General features: G+C 54.4%; 25 protein-coding genes and 1 pseudogene. 8 read left to right on the forward strand and 18 right to left on the reverse strand.

Annotated features, from left to right (window positions below):
• Nucleotides 1–11 precede the first annotated feature (11 nt).
• Both RUE5091_RS22775 and RUE5091_RS20925 read left to right on the forward strand, forming a co-directional pair.
• Nucleotides 12–734, forward strand: coding sequence for a SpoIIAA family protein (locus tag RUE5091_RS22775; protein ID WP_082643764.1), 723 nt, complete (start codon nt 12–14; stop codon nt 732–734).
• A 4-nt stretch (nt 735–738) separates the two neighbouring features.
• Nucleotides 739–1,584: a hypothetical protein gene (locus RUE5091_RS20925; RefSeq protein ID WP_207383760.1), complete on the forward strand. Its 846-nt coding sequence runs from the start codon at nt 739–741 to the stop codon at nt 1,582–1,584.
• A gap of 432 nt (nt 1,585–2,016) precedes the next feature.
• Here the strand turns inward: RUE5091_RS20925 and RUE5091_RS20930 are convergent, their stop codons facing one another.
• From RUE5091_RS20930 to RUE5091_RS20970, 12 genes are all read right to left on the reverse strand, one after another.
• Entirely contained in the window at nt 2,017–2,649 is a 633-nt protein-coding gene (locus RUE5091_RS20930) for a M24 family metallopeptidase (RefSeq protein ID WP_058283882.1), read from the reverse strand.
• A gap of 54 nt (nt 2,650–2,703) precedes the next feature.
• Nucleotides 2,704–2,832 (reverse strand): hypothetical protein, encoded by a 129-nt coding sequence (locus RUE5091_RS23775; protein WP_279385386.1) that lies wholly within the window; start codon nt 2,830–2,832, stop codon nt 2,704–2,706.
• Between the two features lie 221 nt (nt 2,833–3,053).
• On the reverse strand, nt 3,054–3,299 hold the full coding sequence (locus RUE5091_RS22780) for a fatty acid desaturase (protein ID WP_082643766.1): 246 nt from the start codon (nt 3,297–3,299) through the stop codon (nt 3,054–3,056).
• Nucleotides 3,300–3,401: 102 nt separating this feature from the next.
• Nucleotides 3,402–3,638: a hypothetical protein gene (locus tag RUE5091_RS23135; RefSeq protein WP_131726350.1), complete on the reverse strand. Its 237-nt coding sequence runs from the start codon at nt 3,636–3,638 to the stop codon at nt 3,402–3,404.
• A complete protein-coding gene (locus RUE5091_RS23140) occupies nt 3,614–3,901 on the reverse strand; it encodes a fatty acid desaturase family protein (protein WP_131726351.1) in 288 nt (95 codons plus the stop codon). The genes RUE5091_RS23135 and RUE5091_RS23140 overlap by 25 nt, the downstream gene beginning before the upstream one ends.
• 82 nt (nt 3,902–3,983) lie before the next feature.
• Nucleotides 3,984–4,397: a thiamine pyrophosphate-dependent enzyme gene (locus tag RUE5091_RS20945; protein ID WP_306347880.1), complete on the reverse strand. Its 414-nt coding sequence runs from the start codon at nt 4,395–4,397 to the stop codon at nt 3,984–3,986.
• Between the two features lie 12 nt (nt 4,398–4,409).
• Nucleotides 4,410–4,619 (reverse strand): hypothetical protein, encoded by a 210-nt coding sequence (locus tag RUE5091_RS20950; RefSeq protein WP_058283886.1) that lies wholly within the window; start codon nt 4,617–4,619, stop codon nt 4,410–4,412.
• A 75-nt stretch (nt 4,620–4,694) separates the two neighbouring features.
• On the reverse strand, nt 4,695–4,910 hold the full coding sequence (locus tag RUE5091_RS20955; RefSeq protein WP_058283887.1) for a hypothetical protein: 216 nt from the start codon (nt 4,908–4,910) through the stop codon (nt 4,695–4,697).
• A gap of 361 nt (nt 4,911–5,271) precedes the next feature.
• Nucleotides 5,272–5,496, reverse strand: a complete 225-nt coding sequence (locus RUE5091_RS23145; protein WP_131726352.1) for a Rossmann-fold NAD(P)-binding domain-containing protein — start codon at nt 5,494–5,496, stop codon at nt 5,272–5,274.
• Nucleotides 5,497–5,518: 22 nt separating this feature from the next.
• Nucleotides 5,519–6,406: a 2-hydroxy-3-oxopropionate reductase gene (locus RUE5091_RS20960; RefSeq protein ID WP_058283888.1), complete on the reverse strand. Its 888-nt coding sequence runs from the start codon at nt 6,404–6,406 to the stop codon at nt 5,519–5,521.
• Between the two features lie 10 nt (nt 6,407–6,416).
• Complete coding sequence (locus RUE5091_RS20965) at nt 6,417–7,433, reverse strand: D-2-hydroxyacid dehydrogenase (protein WP_058283889.1); 1,017 nt, start codon at nt 7,431–7,433, stop codon at nt 6,417–6,419.
• Nucleotides 7,434–7,513: 80 nt separating this feature from the next.
• Nucleotides 7,514–8,899 carry an aromatic ring-hydroxylating oxygenase subunit alpha gene (locus RUE5091_RS20970; protein ID WP_058283890.1) on the reverse strand — a complete coding sequence of 462 codons (1,386 nt, stop codon included), beginning with the start codon at nt 8,897–8,899 and terminating at the stop codon, nt 7,514–7,516.
• A gap of 171 nt (nt 8,900–9,070) precedes the next feature.
• On the opposite strand from RUE5091_RS20970, the gene RUE5091_RS20975 reads away from it, so the two are divergent.
• From RUE5091_RS20975 to RUE5091_RS23715, 6 genes and pseudogenes are all read left to right on the forward strand, one after another.
• Nucleotides 9,071–9,604, forward strand: coding sequence for an Lrp/AsnC family transcriptional regulator (locus RUE5091_RS20975; RefSeq protein WP_082643767.1), 534 nt, complete (start codon nt 9,071–9,073; stop codon nt 9,602–9,604).
• Between the two features lie 519 nt (nt 9,605–10,123).
• Nucleotides 10,124–10,645, forward strand: coding sequence for a transporter substrate-binding domain-containing protein (locus tag RUE5091_RS20980; protein ID WP_165590816.1), 522 nt, complete (start codon nt 10,124–10,126; stop codon nt 10,643–10,645).
• Between the two features lie 192 nt (nt 10,646–10,837).
• Nucleotides 10,838–11,077: an ABC transporter permease family protein gene (locus RUE5091_RS20985; RefSeq protein WP_058283892.1), complete on the forward strand. Its 240-nt coding sequence runs from the start codon at nt 10,838–10,840 to the stop codon at nt 11,075–11,077.
• Between the two features lie 165 nt (nt 11,078–11,242).
• Nucleotides 11,243–11,638, forward strand: a complete 396-nt coding sequence (locus tag RUE5091_RS23780; RefSeq protein WP_279385388.1) for an ABC transporter permease subunit — start codon at nt 11,243–11,245, stop codon at nt 11,636–11,638.
• Between the two features lie 70 nt (nt 11,639–11,708).
• Nucleotides 11,709–11,972: an ATP-binding cassette domain-containing protein gene (locus RUE5091_RS23705; protein WP_243470845.1), complete on the forward strand. Its 264-nt coding sequence runs from the start codon at nt 11,709–11,711 to the stop codon at nt 11,970–11,972.
• Between the two features lie 171 nt (nt 11,973–12,143).
• Nucleotides 12,144–12,464 (forward strand): annotated as a pseudogene (locus tag RUE5091_RS23715) (ATP-binding cassette domain-containing protein); the annotation flags it as partial.
• A gap of 68 nt (nt 12,465–12,532) precedes the next feature.
• Here the strand turns inward: RUE5091_RS23715 and RUE5091_RS21000 are convergent.
• The 6 genes from RUE5091_RS21000 to RUE5091_RS21025 all read right to left on the reverse strand — a co-directional run bounded on the left by RUE5091_RS21000 (nt 12,533) and on the right by RUE5091_RS21025 (nt 19,662).
• Complete coding sequence (locus RUE5091_RS21000; protein WP_058283894.1) at nt 12,533–13,531, reverse strand: ABC transporter ATP-binding protein; 999 nt, start codon at nt 13,529–13,531, stop codon at nt 12,533–12,535.
• Entirely contained in the window at nt 13,528–14,523 is a 996-nt protein-coding gene (locus RUE5091_RS21005) for an ABC transporter ATP-binding protein (protein WP_058283895.1), read from the reverse strand. The genes RUE5091_RS21000 and RUE5091_RS21005 overlap by 4 nt, the downstream gene beginning before the upstream one ends.
• Nucleotides 14,520–15,662 (reverse strand): ABC transporter permease, encoded by a 1,143-nt coding sequence (locus tag RUE5091_RS21010; RefSeq protein ID WP_058283896.1) that lies wholly within the window; start codon nt 15,660–15,662, stop codon nt 14,520–14,522. Before RUE5091_RS21010 ends, RUE5091_RS21005 begins: the two co-directional genes overlap by 4 nt.
• Nucleotides 15,663–15,667: 5 nt before the next feature.
• Entirely contained in the window at nt 15,668–16,672 is a 1,005-nt protein-coding gene (locus RUE5091_RS21015; RefSeq protein WP_058283897.1) for an ABC transporter permease, read from the reverse strand.
• A gap of 72 nt (nt 16,673–16,744) precedes the next feature.
• Nucleotides 16,745–18,784 (reverse strand): ABC transporter substrate-binding protein, encoded by a 2,040-nt coding sequence (locus tag RUE5091_RS21020; protein ID WP_058283898.1) that lies wholly within the window; start codon nt 18,782–18,784, stop codon nt 16,745–16,747.
• Between the two features lie 50 nt (nt 18,785–18,834).
• Nucleotides 18,835–19,662, reverse strand: a complete 828-nt coding sequence (locus tag RUE5091_RS21025; protein WP_058283899.1) for a DeoR/GlpR family DNA-binding transcription regulator — start codon at nt 19,660–19,662, stop codon at nt 18,835–18,837.
• Nucleotides 19,663–19,888 lie beyond the last annotated feature (226 nt).

A 19,888-nucleotide genomic window follows, 5' to 3' on the forward strand; every position in this document is an offset into this window, starting at 1 on the left:
GGGAGTTTACCTTGATACAACTTGAAAATCTTAAAGATTCAAATCAACTGGAAGTCACATTGAGCGGCAAAGTTATTGCTCATGATTATGAAACCGTCCTGACGCCAGGGATTGTCGAAGCCCTCTGCGAGCATGACTACATTCGTTTGCTTGTCGGATGCGAGGATGATCTCTCCTACGACTTTGGAGGCGCTTGGTCTGACTTGAAGCTCGGCCTGAGCCACTGGCACGGATTTGACCGAGTGGCGGTTGTAACGCAGCTCGGCTGGGTTCGTGCAACGGTTAGCGTGATAGCTCCATTTACACCATGCCCTGTCAGGATTTTCGATCCATCTAAACAAGAAGATGCACGCAGATGGCTGCGAGAATCGTTGGGTTCGATACACATTCAGGAACTCAGTCCCGGAGTACTGCATATAGGTTTGATGGGTAAGCTTGATCCTGAAATTTACAGAAACAAGGATGAGGACATCAATTCTCATTTGAAAGACTTAGACCATTTCAACCTGTTATTGGATTTGCGTGAGTTTCAGGGCTGGGAAGGTCTTTCGTCGGTTTCTGCCCACTTAAGCTTGATCAGGGAACACTCTGCTAAGCTCCGAAAAGTCTCAATCGTGGGAAATAGTTCTTGGCAAAAGATGGCGGAACGCTTCGGTAAACGGATTGGTGGCGTTGATTCCCAGTTTTTCGATGGTGACCATTTCGATGACGCAGTCGAGTGGGTTAAGGAGTAGCAAATTGCAGACCAATCTGAAGGCTTCAGGTACAAGTGTAACTTCGACCCGGAATTTCCTTGCCAGGTTCTTCTTTAGCCTTTTCGTCTTTCTGGGAGTATCTACGGCAACAGGCAATCCTGTGGTTGCACAGGAGAACGACGCGGCCTCAGCAGCAGCTCAGGCGAATAATCCGCTGGCAAATTTCAAAGCGGTCAACGTTCAGAACTATTATATCGGCGATATTTCCGGAACGGACCAAACTGGCAATCAGTTTTGGCTCAGGTATGCGCAACCTTTGAGCTTGGGGAACACAAATTGGGTTCTAAGGGCCTCTTTGCCTTTAAATTCATTCCCGGCACAAAGTGGGAAAACGACGGGCGTTGGTGACCTCAACGTTTTTGCCGCTTACCTTATAGATATTGGAAATCCGGCTGTTAGCTTTGGTGTTGGTCCTCAATTAACCGCGCCAACAGGCTCGACGGATGGGTCTGGATCTAAAAAATGGTCAGCCGGTATCGCGAACGTATTGTTCAACGCGTCGTCACCGATATTCCAATACGGTTACCTTCTGACTTGGCAAGCCAGTTTTGCCGGAGACAGTGATGCAAAGGATGTAAATATCGGAGCTTTTCAACCTTTTCTGTTCTACCAACTCGGTGGAGGGACATACCTAAGGTCAGCGCCAATAATGACCTACGACTTTGAATCGGACAGCTATAATGTGCCAATCGGCTTGGGTATCGGGAAAGTATTCAAAAAGAAGGACATCACCTACAACGTCTTTGTCGAGCCGCAGTACTCAGTTGCGAGCAAAGGGCCAGGGCAGGCAAAATGGCAGATCTTTGCTGGCTTCAATACTCAATTTTGAAGGTAATGCCTTTTTCCAACTACCTCCATGTCGGCCGCTCTCGCGTTGTGAGGTCTTTCGCTGCACCAAAATCCAATGCCTGTTAGTTGGTGTCAATTTTCCATCGTCTCAATCGGAGCAAAAAGAAAAAGAGGCTGAACTCTCAGCCTCTTTCAACATTTACCTATAGGGCCTTGCGCGACGGCTGCCACGTTCTTTTACGACGATCCCGCTACCGGCAGAATCGGACGCACGGAATTCATCGCTTTTGTCGAAGACTTCAAAGCGGCCGGGGCCGAGCTAGCCAATGGGAGCGTGCCATCGCCGTTCCTGCAATATTCCGATTTGACCATCTCGGATACAAATCCCGCAACCGCGTGGTGTTGGCGGCGTGTGACCGGCACCGATCTACAGGGATCTGCGCTTATTCGGTTTGATGACAGTGGCGTCCTTTCAGAACGCATCGCCTATTTCACCAAAGACCCGGTCGCCACGCCAATTCCGACTGTGGTGGAATAAAAGGCGTAACGCGTTCTTTGGTCGGACTTTTCGTCCCAGAAGGTTGGATTCGAAGGGGAGTTTGGACTGCAATTCATAGCCGTCCTCAGTAATCAGTACTTGTTCTTCCAGTTTTACACCCTCGCAGCCTCCAGCCGCACCGACATAGCTTTCCGCGCAAATTGCCAGTCCCGGTTCAAGTGCGCCATCATAAGCCAGAGCTTGAACCTGTGGATAATAAATGCAGGGCCATTCGTCGGACATTCCGATACCATGGGCCAGACCGGCATATTGTTGATCCTGGAATTGTTCCGGATGCATGTGGCCCTTTTCCATAACTTTTCGGAAAGTGATGCCGGGCGTCATCAGCTCCAGATTGTGCTGAATTTCCTTATAGGCGCAGTAATAGAGCGTGCGCTGTTCGTCACTGGGTCGACCAGAGCCACAAAACAAGGTGCGCGAGACACCTGCGGAATATCCGAATGGGCCGATCATATCGATATCGGACACCACCTGTTCGTCCGAACGTATGATGCGGTCCGAGGCCTCTTGTAACCAAGGATTGTGTCGGCCGCCGGCTGCCAGCAAGCGCCCATCGATCCAGTCACCGCCAGCCTCGACAATTGCCTTCCACAGATGCGATCACAGTTCGATTTCGGTTATTCTGGGTCGCAGCGCTTCGCGTATTCGCCACATGCCGTCTTCGGCCACGGCGTAGTTCATACACAGAATTTCCTTTACGGATTTGATGGCGCGATCTGGTTGACCCACCGGTCGATCACTCCGTCCATCACCAGCCCATCGCCCAATGGCTTGTCTTCGTATGTGCACATTCCGCCGGTGGCAAAGAACTCATCGGGAGTGTTGTAGGTGGCGAGGAACTGTCCATCCAGATCAAGTGTGATCAGGCCCTCGTCGTCGATGTCATCGGTTGCGCAGGCGTCAAGCCATTGCTCTGCCTTGTCTTCTTCTGCTGGGCTGTCCGCAAAGGTCTAACGGATTATGGTCGAGCGATCATCGCGTCCGAGTGAACGACGGATGGTGATCTTCAGAACCTCCCACTGGGTGCTGAGAAAGCCGGCATCCGGGTTGGGCTGTTGGCCAGCGATGGCCTCACTCAGGTCTGGCAACGCGGGGAAGGAAACGGTTGGGTAATGGTGATGCTCGATCTGGTTGTTCATGTTGAAGTACAGGAACTGAAAGAACCAGTTGGTCTGAAAGGATCGCGTGGATTGCAGGTTGTTGGGCTGATTTTAGGCTATTTCAACATGCTGCATCAGGATGAATGCGTTCATGATAGGTCCGTCCAGAACGCGGGGGATCACGAACAGCCAATGGGGTCACAGCCAGCCGAACCGAATACTGATGGCAACAAAACCGAGGTAAATCGAAACATAGATTTGCGTGTTGCGTTGCTTCCACGGCGGCTCGCTTTCGGGTGTGACGCGCTTTTTGTCCTCAGAGAGTTTCCTCAGGGAAAGAAGGACAAACATTCTTGCCTGATGCCAATACAGCCCCAGCCCAAGGATTTCTTCGGCCCAACCCAGAAATGTCAGCGGAATCGGGGCATAATGCATCTGATTGTCTTCACCTTCGATCCGCGTATGGGTGTGATGACTGGCATGGGAATAGCGGCGATGCAGCGGGTCTGAAAGGCTGTTTCATGAGCGCACTCGTGGGACAGCGCATAGGCAGAGACCGCAAAGAGTCCGGAATAAATCAGAAGGGCCGGGATCATCCGCCATGTTCCCATCGATAGCATCACCAGCGTGCCGGTTATGGCCAGCAGGCCAAGCCAGCAACCAAGATAAATCAACCCGGGCCGATCGCTGCGGCGCATCAGCGCTTTCTTGTACAGACTGATGTTGGATGTCTTTGCGTTCGTGATCCTACCTAAACTCCAAAATCCCGAACCCGGTCGATTATTGTAACCAGGCGTCTTTTTCGTTGATTTCTATGATGGTGGACCTCTCTGCCTGCAGGGCAAATTCCAGCGCTTCGCGCAGTTCGTTGGCACTTTGCGGGCGGCGTCCATGGGCCCCGAAGGCTTCGGCGATCTTTTTGAATTCCGGGTAGTAGATTGTGCAGCCAATGGTGGGCTTGGACAGTTTCTGTTCGACCGCAGCGGCCAGTTCTTCATAGGTCATCTGAAACGACCCGTCGCCGGTAATGCAACCCACGGGCTTATCGCCCGCACCGACTTTCACGCCGATGGTGACGGGAACACCAAACCCCATGGCGGCGTAGCCATCGGAGAAGTGAAATAGGTTCGGATGTTTCATGGGATAGTGGTACAGGCCTGAATAGCAGACCTGTGAGGCGTTGGCGCTGATAATTGTGACTTCTGGTCAAACATCATGAATGATCTGCTGCGCCTTTTTGTGGTTTGGAGATTCCATGCACAAGTCACTGCGGATTTTGGCATTTGTGTCGGCCACCAGTTCCGCAGCCAGTTGGTCGTGCTGCGGACCATTATGGTTTTCCAACGCTTTCAGAATAGCTTCGACCGCCAGCGTTGAATCGCTCAGCAAAGCAGCGGATGGTTTGGAATAATGCATGATCTGCCCGGGATCGATATCAATGCGGATCAGCCTTCCGTAGATCGGGCAATCTTCGGTGAAATACCGGTTAGGCTAGGCGAATTCGGTGCCGATGGCCAGCACGGCATCCGCGTCGCGTAACAGCTCGCGCACCGGGTCGAAGGCCTGAGTAAAGCCCAAACACAAAGGGTGGTCTTCCGGGATTACACCCTTACCCGCGCGAGAGTTGATGACGGGTGCGTCCAACCGCTTGGCCAGGTCCAGTACCTGTTTCGAGGCAGGGATTGCACCGCCGCCCACCACGATCATGGTGAACGTGCTGTTCGTAGCTTTCCGGCGATCTTGTTCACTGCATTGGGGTCTGGCCCGGGTTTAGGGGCAGGGGCCAGGCCTCGATCCCGGAATTCGTCGGGCGCGCTATAGGCCGAGCCTTGTTCGTGCCGCGTGGTGACCTGACGGATGTATCAAGATCTCTCATGGCTGTTTCGTTCCTTCGACGACAAAGATACGGTCGACCAAAATTCGCATAGGTGATCACGTTTCTTAACCCATTCAATCAGCGCCTCTTTGCTGTCGACCCGACCAATCCAGTCGGGGAAGGCCTCGGCGGTCATACAGGGATCATAGGCAATCATTTTGCAAAAACGGGCCGCTGCCTTGCGAGCGGCTGCTAAACGATGCGGCAACAGCCCAACAGACCAAAGGTCATATCATGTGTGTGGTGCAGGAGGCCGGGTTCTCCGTCATTCCAGCGCTTTTCGCGGACGGAGCGGTCATAAACCATAAGATGCCGAACCAGCGACAACGCCATGGCGGCGGCATGAAACCCAACCTCTGACACCCAAGCATCGGGAAAATGCGCGATCCAGACACCATGTCGATTGGACTCTGGCAAGGTTCTAAATCTTGAACAACCGTCAGCTTGCGACCGGATGATTGGCCAATCGCTCCAGCGCTTTGACCATGCCGGAATGGTCATCTTGCGCGCCGCCATTGGCGCTGCAGGAATTGAACAGCTCTTGTGCCGTAGCCGTGTTCGGCAGCGATACACCCAAAGCACGCGCAGATGCCAAGGCCAGATTGAGGTCCTTTTGATGCAACTCGATGCGAAAGCCGGGATCCATCGTCCGCTTGATCATACGTTCCCCATGAACTTCGAGGATTTTGGATGAGGCAAACCCGCCCATCAGCGCCTCGCGCACGGTTGCCGGATCGCACCCCGCCTTGGAGGCAAAGACAAGCGCCTCGGCCACGGCTTCGATGTTGAGGGCAACGATGATCTGATTGGCGATTTTGCAGGTCTGGCCCGCGCCGTTGTGTTCGCCGATCAGAGTGATGTTCTTGCCCATCAGCTCAAACAGAGGCTTGGCCCGGTCAAACGCTTCTTGTGGTCCACCGCACATGATGGTCAGGCTGGCAGCCTTGGCCCCCACTTCGCCGCCCGAAACTGGCGCATCCACATAAAGGCTGTCCTGTTCATTAACTGCCCGTGCCAAGGCTGCGGTTGCAATTGGGCTGATCGACGACATGTCGATGATCAACGACCCCTTGTGCACGTTGATCAGGACACCGTTTTCCCCGGTGATCACACGTTCAACGTCCGGTGTGTCCGGGACCATGATGATCACGGTATCGCAATGCGCGGCAACCTCGGCGGGTGTGTTCACCACCTCGACACTTTTGCCTGACAACGTTTGGGGTAAGGGGGAGCGGTTAAGACAAGTAAAGATATTATGGCCCGCATCTGCCAGATGCCCTGCCATCGGCGCACCCATGACTCCCATTCCGATGAATCCGATATTCATTATGCGCTCCTCAATATCCAAGTTTGGGATCAATGGGATTCAGCAACGGCTTGCCGGCAAGGAAGAGTTCCATGTTCTGAAAGAACAACCCCAGGGTCAGGGGGATATAAGCGTCCCCGTCATCCGCCGACACGTGCGGCGTTATGATCAGGTTTTTCGTATCCCAAAGCCGCGAGTCTGCTGCGATGGGTTCGGGATCGAACACGTCAAGGATAGCGCCGCCCAAACTGCCTGCGTCCAGCTTGTCGCAAAGCGCGTCATAGTCCATCACCGCCTCGCGGCCGATATTGATAATACCTGCCGTGGGCTTCATCAGATCCAGCCTCCGACGGTCCAGCAAACCGCGCGTTTCCGGTGTGTCGGGCGTGGCGATCAGCAGGTAATCCGCCAGCGGCAGAACTTCGTCCAGTTGAGCTGTCGGTACGCAACGATCGCAACCCTCGACATCGCGGCCTGAGCGATTGACGCCAATGACATTGACCCCCAGAGGCTTGATCATCTTCGCGCCCGACCCGCCCAGAGATCCGGTGCCCAGAACAACCACAGTTTTCCCCGCAATGGGTGAGCAATAGAGCGATTCATAAAGCCCCTTGCGCTGATTGGTGACGATGGCGGGCATATGCGAATGCAGCATCAGGATCGCCATCAACCCAAACTCACCGGCTTTGGCCGCATGAACGCCTTTGTTGTTGGTCAGGGTGACGCTGTCAGGCAGCCAGTCCATAGGCAACATGTGCTCGACCCCGGCACCAATACAGTGAATCCATTTCAGGTTGGGCGCGACCTGCGTCAGATTTTCGGTTGGCATATTCCAGGTTAGCAGAACCTCGGCATCTGCCATTGAGTTTTGCCAATTGTCCGTATCCCAGTCGATGAACGGATCAAGCTTGCCGACCACGTCAGGGTGTTGCGTCTGAGCGGTGTCAAAGCGTTCGCGCGTAATTGTAAACACCTCTTCGCCTTCCGGCGTGTTCGGAAACGATCCTTCGGCCCAACGGTTGTTTTTGACGTGAACTTTCACTGTCATGGTACGTCCCTTGTTCAGAGTTAGTAAAAAAACCTCTACGGCCCAAAGATCACCAGGCACGCGGAGGAAGCACGGGGAGTTCACCCAATACCGTTGGCTTCCATTTTCTTTAGTCTTTCGACGATCGCTGTATCGCGGTTTTCGTCGCACCAGTCTTCGTGCTCGAATTGCATCTCCATCACCGCTTCACCGATCTTCAGCAGGTACGCGCTGTCATCCTGCCCTTGGATAGGGGGCAGATGCAGCACGGTGTCCTGCCCGTAGGTGCGCACTGAATTGGGACCGTGACGCAGGGGCTGGGGCGGCTCGATCCCGTCGTTTTCCAGATCACGGATCGCTTTGCGTACCCGGCGGCGATACAGCGAGATACCGCGGTCCGTGGGCATCAGGTTCTCGCCCTTATGGGTTGATATAGGCCCCATCCCTTCAACAGCTTCGGAATCCGCCGGATAACGCTGTTTCTCTTCCGGCGTGCGATCCAGAACCTCACCCTGTTCGATCATCTCGTGACCTTCCTTGGTGTTGTATTCATGCGGATCCCAGCGGTCGCCAAAATTTGCCCAAGCGTAGACGATAGTGTTTTCGTCATCCACCGGCACGACCCAGCGGGTGAAACAGGATCGCCCGAAATAGCGCTGTTCCGTGCCGTCGGCGGCATAAGCCGATCCAGCTTGGGTGAAGTTTGGCAGGACCAGTTCGTTCGCTCGGACCCAGGCGTTTTCCCCGATACGGCGCGTAGACGTCCCCAGAAAGTGGTTTTCGTATCGCTCATAGAACTTCAACTCGCCCGAGGCCATCATCCCTTCGGAAAACTGCGGATGGCTGTTTTGGCTGTGCAGAAATGTCGTATGGGTCGGATCCATGATCGCATCCTGCACTTGAATCCAGTTGCAGATATAAGGTGCTTTGTAAGGAGCGCTGGTCATGCCTTCGTGTTCGAAGGCGTCGTAGATCGGGAAATCGGGCTGCTTTTCGGGAGGGCCCATATAGGCAAAGACCAGGCCGCGATACTCGACGACCGGATAGGCTCCCAGACGTGTGCGTTCCTTGACCATCTCGACCGCGCGGGCGGTCTGATCCTCGGCCGGGGCCTCAAGAATTTCACCGTCCGGCGCAAACAGCCAGCCATGATAGCAACAACGAATGCCCCGGTCTTCGCATTTACCATATTCCAGGGATGCGCGGCGATGTGGGCAGTATTTGTGTACCAGGCCGATCTGTTGCTTGTCTTCGCCATAGCGGAAAAGAACCAGTTCTTCGCCCAGGATTGTGATGGCCTTGGGCAGATCTCCCAGATCGTTGGTAACATGCACCGGATGCCAGAAGCGGCGAAGATATTCCCCAGCCGGAGTACCCGGACCAACGCGTGCGATTTCCTCGTCGATCGCGGCCGGATTGGATTGTGAATATCCTTTGAAATTCCCTGCAAAGATTTTGACCTGCGGTTTCACTGCTACGGATGACATGTTTGGCTTCCTCCCGTTTGGTCAGGCGCTGGAGCTTCCCGGGTCGCAGAATTGCGACTCGGCATAATTCGAACTTTGATTGCGAAATAATCTACGTCAACGATAATTTTTGCTGCAATAATTACGAAATTCGTAGTAAATTGTGAAATAAGTAGAAAAGTGGAGCACCTGATGGCACGGGAAAGTGACAAGAAGCCAAAGTCCGATCAAACCACCAGTACTGGTCTTCGACAAAGAGAGGCGGCATCTCTGAATGACCGGCTAAATCAGGATATTGTACGGCAACTTCAAAAAGATGGCCGAACCCCCTTCGCGGAAATTGCTCAGAACCTCAACGTGTCCGAAGGTACGATCCGAAACCGGGTCAACGCGATGAAAGCCAGTGGAAGCTTGCGCATTATAGCTGTGACAGATTCCGGTGCGTCCGAGTACCGGACCGAAGCCATGGTCGGTATTCGTATCGCGGCAGGACATCGACCCGAAGACGTTGCCGCGCGGTTGTCTGCACTGGAAGAAATTGTCTATGTCGTATGGGTTAGTGGAAACTATGACCTGCTGATCGAGATTGTGGCTGACGATCGGCGTACATTTCTTAGCATGCTGTCCAGGCATATTTATGGTCAGGAAGATATCGGGTCGGCTGAAGTTATGACTGGATTAATGAACTTCAAAAATCAGTTCCTTCTGAAAAGCAATTGGGGTTGACCGGGCCTTTGGGAATACGAGGGCATCATTGCAGTTCAGAATTGAAGTGCGAAATTCGTAATCAGATGAGAGAAGCTTGCGCCAAATTTTTACTTACTTAGCGAAGATGCTGCGCAAATCAGAATTACGATCCTTTCATGATTGGACAAATCACTCGAATCAGACGCGCCACACTGTCGAAGGTCCTCATGCCGAAAGGAATGGACATGGACCAAGAAGCCAAGCTGAGCCTACCAGGGCATGTCGCCGAGGTTATCGCCCGTAACGCGGTTCCTGCCGGATCGACACATTCAACACCATGCCGGTCGATATGGAAGAAGATTGAAGCACTAAGTTGAAATTGCACGACATCGCCGGGATTGCAGACCTGCGAGCCATATAGGCGGTGCAATACGGCGCCCGGCACGGCCTAAGAACGCAGATCACTGCGCGTCAGGCGGGCAGACGTATCCAAAGGCGGATCGTTTTGTCTGACCAGTCAATCCAACAGTAAGGAAACCCAAAAATGAAATCGAACCTGTGGTCACCGACTGGGCCGGACTGATCCCAAGCCGGATGGCTGGACGGGTCGATGTAATTACCAGAGGTATGCATATTCTGGATGAACGTTGCGCCAATATCGACTTTTCGGAGCCGATCGGTGAGTTTGGCGTCGCCTTCATTGTCCTCGAAGGCAATCCTGAGGGCCTGGATACCTATGATGCCATTCGCGATGCCGGTGTCACAATGGCCGCCGTTGCGAGCTATGCCAAGGTGGCGCGGGCGCAGGCCGCTAGCATACCGGACGACAAGATCATGCAATTGCCGGGCATCACCGAAGTCCCGGCGGCTGTTAAATCCGGACGGGTATCGGCCGGGGTGATTACGTCGCTCGAAGCTCTGGAATTGTCCAAAAAGAACGAAGGCATCGACGCAACTGATCAGAACGCCCTGCCCAAGGCAATCTTCAACTGCGTTGGAATTGGCTTCCATCCTGACGATGATGCTTTCCGCGCGGAATTTAACGTAGCCCGAGCCAAGCGGTTACCCCGGCAGCGATGACATGATGCAGGGCCTGGAAGAATTCGATTACGCAGCCTTCAACATTCCCGATGATACAACTGCCGACTGGGCCTGCTCTAACAGGTGACCCCAGACAGCGGTCTAGCTGATTGCGAAACACCGGCGCCTTGTCGGGCAGGGCGTTGGCTTTTGTAACTTTCACCCCGTGAATTGAAACGAAGCGAGCGGCGCTTGCCTTATCTCGAATTCCTCGAGACCTATGGTGGGCGACGGCTGGAAGGGTCGCTGGTCGCGCTGATTTCGGTGACAGACCTTATGTTTGAGGTTCGCCAGATCAAAAATTCAACCTTCTTGTCGGTTCAGAGTTTCAGCACCGCCCTGATCATCTACTACGTATTCGCCCGGTTCCTAATCACACCCTTCATGCGGTATTTCGAGCGGACCATGCCCAACAAGATCGGGAGGGCCTGACCCGTGGAATGGCGTTGGGATTGGACCTGGGAACTGCTGCCGCGTTTCATTGATGCGACAGGAAAAACACTGCTTGCAGCGGGGTGAGAGTGCGCAATTGCAGTCGTGCTTGGGTTTTTGCTGGTGCTGGCGAACGCACACCTTAACTGGACCGTGACAATCTGCGTGAAGTGGTCGAGTTTGTCCGCTCTACACCGCTTCTGCTGCAGGTGTTTTTTTCTTCTACGTGGGGCCGCAGTTCGGTATCAACCTGTCCCCCTGGACATTGGGCTTGATCGCCATAGGCATTCACTATGCCGCCTACCTGTCCCAAGTTTATCGGACGGTATTGAAAGCATGCCAAAAGGCCAGTGGGAGTCAGTAACGGCTATCAACATGCCGTTTATGCAAACCTATCGCCGTATCACCATACCCCACGAGCTGCCGCCGGCGATTTCAAGCATGGGGAATTATCTGGTGGGTACTTTCAGGGACACGCCCATACTGTCCGTGATCGGTGTGGCCAAACTGATGCTCACCGCATACTTGATCACCCTGTTCGAAAAAATGGGTGCGCCATAAGATAGGAATGAGAAAAATGACCGAAGACATGGGCTAACACCCGTTGCGTCCGGAGGGCAACAGTATCCCGATGGTTCGGTTTCAGAACATGCGCAAAAGCTATGGCAGTCCGATTGTGCTCGATAATCTGAACGTGGATATCGACGCAGGCGAGACAGTGACAATCATCGGGCCGTCCGGGTCAGGCAAAACCACAGTCTTACGGATGCTGATGACGCTGGAAGCCATCAATGGCGGAGTCATCTATTTGGACGGCGAACCGTTGACCCATATGGAAAAGGGTGGCGTCCTGGTGTCGTTAAACCCTGCTGATATCAGAAGAATTCCTAGCTAGAGTGGGACGTGTTTTCAACGCTTTAACTCGTTCCCGCAGATGACGGTGCTGCAAAATTGCATGGAAGGGCCGGTTCAGGTTCTTAGCTTGCCGAAACAAGAAGCAGAAGAGCAGTCGATGGAGCTGCTGCAGACAGTGGGAATGGCGCAATAGCGCGATCAACATCCCTCGCGCCTGTCTAGTGGCCAACAGCAACGCGTTGCCATTGCACGTGCTCAGGCCATGCGTCCCAAGGTCATGTTGTTTGACGGGGTGACTTCGGCGCTGGATCCCGAGGTGATCGGCGAAGTGACCAACGGTATCCGCAAACTGCTGGATGCGCACAATTTGACGATGTTGATGGTGACTCACCAGATGGGATTTGCGAAAGACATCTCCGACCGGGCCTGTTTTTTCCTCAGCGGAGCGATTGTAGAACAGGCATCGCCAAAAGAGTTGTATGAAAATCCGCAACGAGAGCGCACGCAACAATTCCTGAACGCGGTTTTGTAATCCAACTGACACAACAGGTTCAGCGATTTTGCGGACTGAAATCGGGGATTCATATCCTTTGATCAGGGTTAATCCGCCATTTCTAACTCACGCCATCGGTGGCAGCTTACCGCGTGGCCAGCCTCGAAGGTCTCCAGATGCGGCTCTTCGCGCCGGCACTGGTCGGTGGCAAAGGGACAACGGGTATGAAACTGACAGCCGCTGGGGCGATTGGTAGGCGAAGGAATCTCACCTTCGAGTTTTTGCGCTTTGCCCCGATCATCCGGGTCCAGAGAGGGGATCGCTGAAAAAAGGGCTTTGGTGTAAGGGTGGCGCGGCGACTGGAACAGTTGGCGCGTCGGAGCACTTTCCATGATCTGACCCAGATACATCACGGCGACATGATCGCAGGTGTGGGCGACCACCGACAGATCATGGCTGATAAACAGATAGGTCAGCCCCATCTCATCCTGTAGTGACTTCAACAGGTTCAGGATGTCGGCCTGAATGGATACATCCAGCGCCGCAACGCTTTCATCTGCCACCACAAACCGGGGTTTGGACACCAGCGCGCGGGCAATGGAAATACGCTGACGCTGACCGCCGGAGAACGCATGCGGGAACCTGCGCAAATGCTCCAGATTAAGTCGGCACAATCCGGCGATTTCACGCACACGCTCGTCCACCTCATCGCGCGAGTTGCACAGACCCATAACTTCAAGCGGTTCAGCAATGATGTCGCGCACTGTCATGCGCGGTGACAGAGCCGCATAAGGGTCCTGAAATATCAGCTGCGCGCGGCGGCGGTATTCCTTCAGGTCGGCCCCGGCCAGCTTGCCCAGATTATAGTTGACCTCTCCGTCATCATAATGGGCAGAGCCACTGGTGATTGGTGCCGCATTCAAAAGAGCGCGACCAAAGGTTGTCTTGCCCGAGCCGCTCTCGCCCACGACTCCAAAGAACGAGCCGCGGGGGATAGAAAGGGAAACTTCGTTCACTGCCATTAGGGTGCTTTTGTTGAAGATCTTCCCGCCAACAGGAAATCCAACCGACAGGTCTTGGGTTTCGATCAGATTGTCGTTGCTCATGCGGATTGTCCCTGGTCACAAAGGTGGCAGGCTGTGCGATGGTCTTCGCCAGTGTCTGACCAGCCCGGAACGATCGTTTTACAGACATCGCCAACGATCTTGCTGCAACGGGTATGGAAAACGCAACCTTCGGGGCGTTCCAGAGGTGATGGAATGTCCCCGGGCACCGGCATCAGCGGCTTGTCCAGATCGTCAAGCTGTGGCAACGCGTCGATTAGCCCCTGGGTATATGGGTGATAGGGGTTGCGGATTACTTCGCGGACCGGGCCTTGTTCAATCATCTTGCCCAGATACATCACCGCCACCTTGTCCGCCGTCTGGGCAACCACGCCAAGGTCGTGGGTGATAAAGATGATTCCCATGCCAAATTCGTCCACCAAATCTTTCATCAGGTCGATGACCTGCGCCTGGATCGTCACGTCCAATGCTGTTGTGGGTTCGTCCGCGATCAGCAGTTTCGGTTTGGTCGATAGAGCCATGGCTATCATCGCCCGCTGACGCATGCCGCCCGACATTTCGAATGCGTATTGCCCGAACCGGGTGGACGCATCGGAAATACCGACTCGGTCCAGCATTTCGATCGACAGTTCACGGGCCTGTTTTTTGGACATATCGGTATGAATCAACAGCTGCTCGACCATCTGGCTGCCAATGGTCATCGCAGGTGCAAAACTGGCCATCGGTTCCTGAAAGATCATGCTGATCGCACCACCGCGCACGACTTCCATATCTCGCGGGCGTTGCAGGGCAAGGACATCCACCGGCCCGCTGTCCAGATGAAGCGTGATGCGGCTTTCCGGAGCATAGACTGCATTGCCCGGATTAAGCTTCATCAGCGATTTCGCCGTCACGGATTTGCCCGAGCCGCTTTCACCCACAAGGCCCATGACTTCGCCCGGTGCCAGCGAGAATGACACGTTGTCGACTGCGGTGATCAGCCCTTCGTCGGTTTTGAATTGCAGCGTCAGGTTTTCGACGTCGATCAGGCTCATTTACGGGTCTCCGAATAGGGATCGGCCGCATCACGCAGCCCGTCGCCCACAAAGACGAAGGCCATGACAAGCGCGATGAAGAAAAGAACCGGGATGAAATACCAATGATAATTCAGCAAAACATCCGCTTTGGTCACATTCTGCAGCATGACACCCAATGAATTCACCGGGTCCTTGAGGCCCAACCCGATAAAGCTGAGAGCCGTTTCCGACAGAACCACATAAGGGAATGAGATGACCAGATCGACGATGATATAGCTGGTAAAGCTTGGCAGAAGATGCCGTCTTATGACGTGACTGGCGGGTGCGCCGCACAATTGGGCGGCTAAAACGTATTCCTGATTGCGCTCGGTCAGCAGATGGGTCCGCACCCGCCGGGCCAAGGTTGGCCACCCCACCAGCCCGAGGATTAGGGTTATAACAAAGAACCGGGTCTCGGCTGACCATTCGGGTGGGATAAATGCGGCAATCGCCATGAAAAGCGGGATGGATGGCACAGTTCTGACCGCATCGGTAATCATCTGGATCACGCTGTCTATGGCCCCGCCATAGTAGCCAGCCACCCCACCAATGATCAAAGCCAACACAAACGAGATCACCACACCCAACGTCCCCACTTGAAGCGACGTCCAGACCGCGTGCAGCGTGCGTGAGAAGATATCCTTACCCGCACTGTCGGTGCCGAAAAGATGGACGTAACCCTGATCCATGCCGAACAGGTGGATGTTGCCCGGAATGAACCCGAATAGTTTGTAACTGTCGCCCCGCACGAAGAACTGCATATAGCGGCGCTCATCCTCGTTTATCTTTTCGACCCAGCGAAAGTTGGTCGCAATGGACCGTTCGCGGGTAACCGTGTGCAAGAACGGACGAATCGAACAGCCGTTCTTGTCGCAGAACTTCGGAATCTGAGGTGCCCCGTTCAGATAGTCCTTATCCCGGCCTGCGACAGTTGGATCGTAAGGCGACAGGAACGGCGCAAAAAGGCCCGACAAGATAAGCACCACCAATACGGTGGCGGCAATCATCGCGGCGCGTTGTTTTTTGAACCTGGCCCAGATCAGCTGTCTTTGCGACGCCGTGAAATACGCTTCCTTGGCCTTTTGATCGTCGATTTTCGTGGCGGTTTTTGCAGACATGGATCTTACCTCAGAATGCTTTTGCGCACGCGCGGATCAATCACGGCCAACAGAATATCTGTGGCGAAGTTCAGCGTGACGATGGCGGCTGTCAGCAGGAAGATTATGGCGCCAGCCAATTGCTGGTCGTTTGATCGTGCCAAAGCCTCCAGCAGCAGCGATCCCGCCTCGGTTAGGGTCAGGATCAGGGCGACAATGGGCAGCTCGTTAAAGATGCGGTTCAGGTCAAAGCCCAGTGAATTGACGATTGGTCCAAGCGCATGACGGGCAGGATAGCGCCACAAAAGGCGGCGGCCATAGATGCCGCGCGCCGCAGCAGCGGTGACATACAGCTTACCGATCTCATCCGACATCAGCGCGCGGACAGTCTGCAAGGCGAAGGCAGTCGCTGACCAGCCTAGAATGAAAATGGGCAGCCAGGCATGTTTCAGAAGGTCCACGAATTTGGCCCATGACCAGGGGGCCTCGCGATATTCCGGGCTGAACAGGCCGGTGAGTGTCTCACCGAAATAGATGGTGGAAAACAGCATCACCATCAGCGCCAGCAGAAAGTTGGGCATGGCCAGACCCAGATAGCTGATCAGGCGCAGCGAATTGTTGAGAACTGCATTCTTGGAAGCAGCCGAGATAATGCCCACAGGCAGCGCGATCATATACGCCAGCGTCAACGACCCAAGGCAAATCCAAAGTGAAATCCAGAACTTGTCGCCCAAAAGCTGCGCGATATTTACGCGCAGGATACAGCTTTCGCCGAAATCCCCGCGGAACGCGCCGCTTAGCCAGCTGGCCCAGCGTGTCAGGAACGGGCGATCCAGACCCAGGCGGGCCCGTTCTGCCTCGATGTCCGCCAGAGTGATGGCCGAACCTTGGGTGTTTTTGTAGGCGAGATAGCGTTCGGCACAATCGCCCGGTACAAGCTCCATCAGCGAAAATACGATGAGTGATACCAATACAAGAGTGACCACAGCCATCACCGCACGCGTGGCGGCAAAGCGAGCGAATTGGAGCATGTCTTTGTTCCTGGCTAGCATTTGGAACGGGGCGCGAACGCCCCATTCCGTCGTCTCAGATCGAGGATCGGCTTATTCCGACAGCCACCACTGCGCGGGGCGGTACGGATAGGTCCGATAGAACTCGTAAGACTGCGTCTTGAACTCGGTGAAGTTCTGCAGATTGTTCGAGTGGTAGATCGGCGCAGGTGAGTTGACCGTGCCAATGAACAGCAGTTCGCTGGTCATGATCTCAACCATTTTCTGAGCAGCCGCGACGGATGCTTCTGACCCAGGCGCGCTGGATTGGTATGTGTCCAGAGCAGCTTTCAGATCAGCAACCCATGCGGGCGGTTCCACACCGTTTTCACCGTTCGAGCTGAGGTATTCAGCCCAGAGCATCCCGGTACGAACATCGAAGTAGCCGTCGAATGGCGGCACCCAGATTTCACCGTCGCCCAGAACCGAACCGGCGGGCTGGCTCTTGAGCCACATCCCCATGTCCAGCGTGTTGGCCGACTGCGCTGCGCGGAATTCATCCGAGGTAACTTCCTTGATCGCGGTGTTGACGCCCACATCTTTCCAGTTCTGAGCGATCAGTTCCACCAGCTGAGCGGATGCGGATTGCGTCGAGAACTGCCAGTCCAGCACGAGCGGGTCACCGTTTGGCAGATCGCGGAAACCGTCACCGTTTTGATCGACAAGACCGGCCTCGTCCAGCAAAGCATTGGCACGATCCTGATCGAAACCAGCCTCGTACTCTGCCCATTTTGCATCAATGAAGTCCGGCCGCGGCGAGAAGCCGATATACTGTGTCGGTTCACCCAATCCAAAGGCAGTAACTTCGTTCAACTGATTGCGGTCCATCGCAACCGACATGGCCGTTCTGAAACGGATGTCATTGAATAGCGCCCTTTTGGCCTCATCCTCGGCAGTCACGTTGAAGGTCAGTACCGGATAACCGATCGCGGGCTTCACTTCTAACGTGTAGTTGCCGCTTTCCTGACCTTCCAAAAGAACCGGAGCCGATGTCAGGTTCACACCCTGAGATTTGTAGTCCACCTCGCCATTCAGCAGCTTGAGGTTACGCACTTCTTCATCCGGAACATATGTTTCATCCATTTCCGAGATGTAGGGCAGTTGGTTACCCTGCGTGTCGACCTGGAAGAAATAGGGATTGGCGACATAGTGGCGCCCTTCGGTGCTTTCTTTCACCAGGATGTGGCTTTCAAGGGTTGGCATGGCGTCTTTGGGCAGACCGGCCAACTTGTCTCCTGCTGTCAGCATCGGTGACGGAGTATCCATCCAGTCCGAGTTGCCATAATAGGCCTTTATCAGCTCATAACCGTTTTCATAACCCAAAGCCTGCGCATTGGCGTCCGCATTTTCATCCAGAGCCGGGTGGAACTTTTCAAAGAAATGCTTGGGCTGGTAGGGCTGCACATAGGTGAACGAGAACGTCTCGGTCAGGCCCGGCTTGGGCGCGGCCAGAGTGAACTGTACCGTGGTATCATCCAGCGCCTCAACCGTCATCGGCTGACCACCAGCCAATGCGTAATCCTTGGCTTCGGCAATGACATTGGTGTCCATCATCAGGTTGTCGTACCAGAACACAACATCCGCCGCGGTGAACGGCGCGCCATCCGACCACTTGTGACCCGCGCGCAAATGGACAGTCAATTGGGTGAAATCATCGTTCCATTCCCAGGACTTGGCAACGTTCGGCACCAGGGTCTGAAGGTCGTCGGAATAGCGGAACAGGTTCACATGGCGCACGGACAGAAAATCGGACGTTCCGCTTTCGGTGGCATTGGACAGTGCATCCAGAACCCCACCGTATTGGCCGATCGAGTCATAGGGTACGATGATCAGAGGCTCGGCTGGCAGGCGATCCGCCAGCGCGGGCAAGTCGCCATTGCCGCGGATTTTTCCATTCAGATCCGCGATTCCCGGGTTCTCGGCAAAACTCAGTGTACAGCCCGCTGCCGACTGAAATTCTGCCAGATCGAATTGCTGCGGATAAGCGCCGTCAGATACACCCTGCATATCTGCAACTGTCGCTGCCGGACAATTCGCCCAGGCAGTTCCCCCCAGAGTGACCAAGGCCACACCTGACATCAGAAGCTGTTTCATGTTTTCTCCCTACGGTAACGTCAATTTCGTTTTTTTGTTTGTGAAACCGATTAGCTGACTGCGGCAACGTCGGTTTTCTTATTCTTTTTATCGCCACGCCGCGCGGCGACATGGACTGTGACCCCAGCATCCTTCAATGCAGTGGTGAAGGTTTCAGGCGGGGCAATATCGGTCACCAAATCGGTAATCTGATCAAATCGGCAGGACACGTTGGCTGCTCTTTCACCGAACTTCGTGTGATCGGTGGCGACAATCATGCGCCGGGTATTGTGACGCAACGCGCGCGTCAGTTCAGCCTCACGCGGGTTTGAGGCCAACACGCCGCCCGAAAGCGACAGCGCATCAGCCCCGCATATCACGGCGTCATAGCTGTACTGACAGGCAAGTTCCTCGGCAGCTCGACCGAAACTGCCGCGCTCGGATCGAATGACCTCGCCCCCGGCAAGGATCGCCCGTGTTCCGTTGTGATCGGCCAACGAGGCGACAACTGACAACGAATTGCTGACCACAGTCAGGTTCTTCAGATCGCGCAACTGTTCGGCAATATGCGTCGTTGTCGAGCCCACCGTAATGAACAGCACCATGCCATCTTCGATCATCTGGCTGACTTTATTTGCGATAAGCGTTTTTTCTTCGGCGTTTTGCTCTAACGCGCCGGAAAACATCGGCGTGTCCTGCGCACGGGAAAGAAACGTTCCCCCATGTACCCGCTCTACCATGTTTTTCTGCGCCAGTGCTTTAACCAGTCGGCGCACAGTTTCCTCGGAAACATCCATGACCTGCGCGATCTGGGTATTGCGCGCCGAACCGCCCAGCCTTGCCAGCACATCCAGCAATTCGCGACCCCGATGGGGGATGTTATCGCTATCGTGATCCATTTTAGAATCCCAACACAGTTTCATTTAAAAAGCCACAAAAATTATGAATGTTTTGTGACAATATTTGATTTTTTGTGAATTATTATTGTTTTCCAATAAATCCGGTCATGCGATGGACGCCCTCTGTTCTACTGAAGTTCGGTCCGGCAGACAATCTGCCGGGCCTATTGGGATCACAACGCGTTATTGAAGAGTGCGGTCAGGTTTTGTTCGTTGAGTTCGATGG

This window comes from Ruegeria denitrificans, from assembly GCF_001458295.1.
Taxonomy (GTDB): domain Bacteria; phylum Pseudomonadota; class Alphaproteobacteria; order Rhodobacterales; family Rhodobacteraceae; genus Ruegeria; species Ruegeria denitrificans.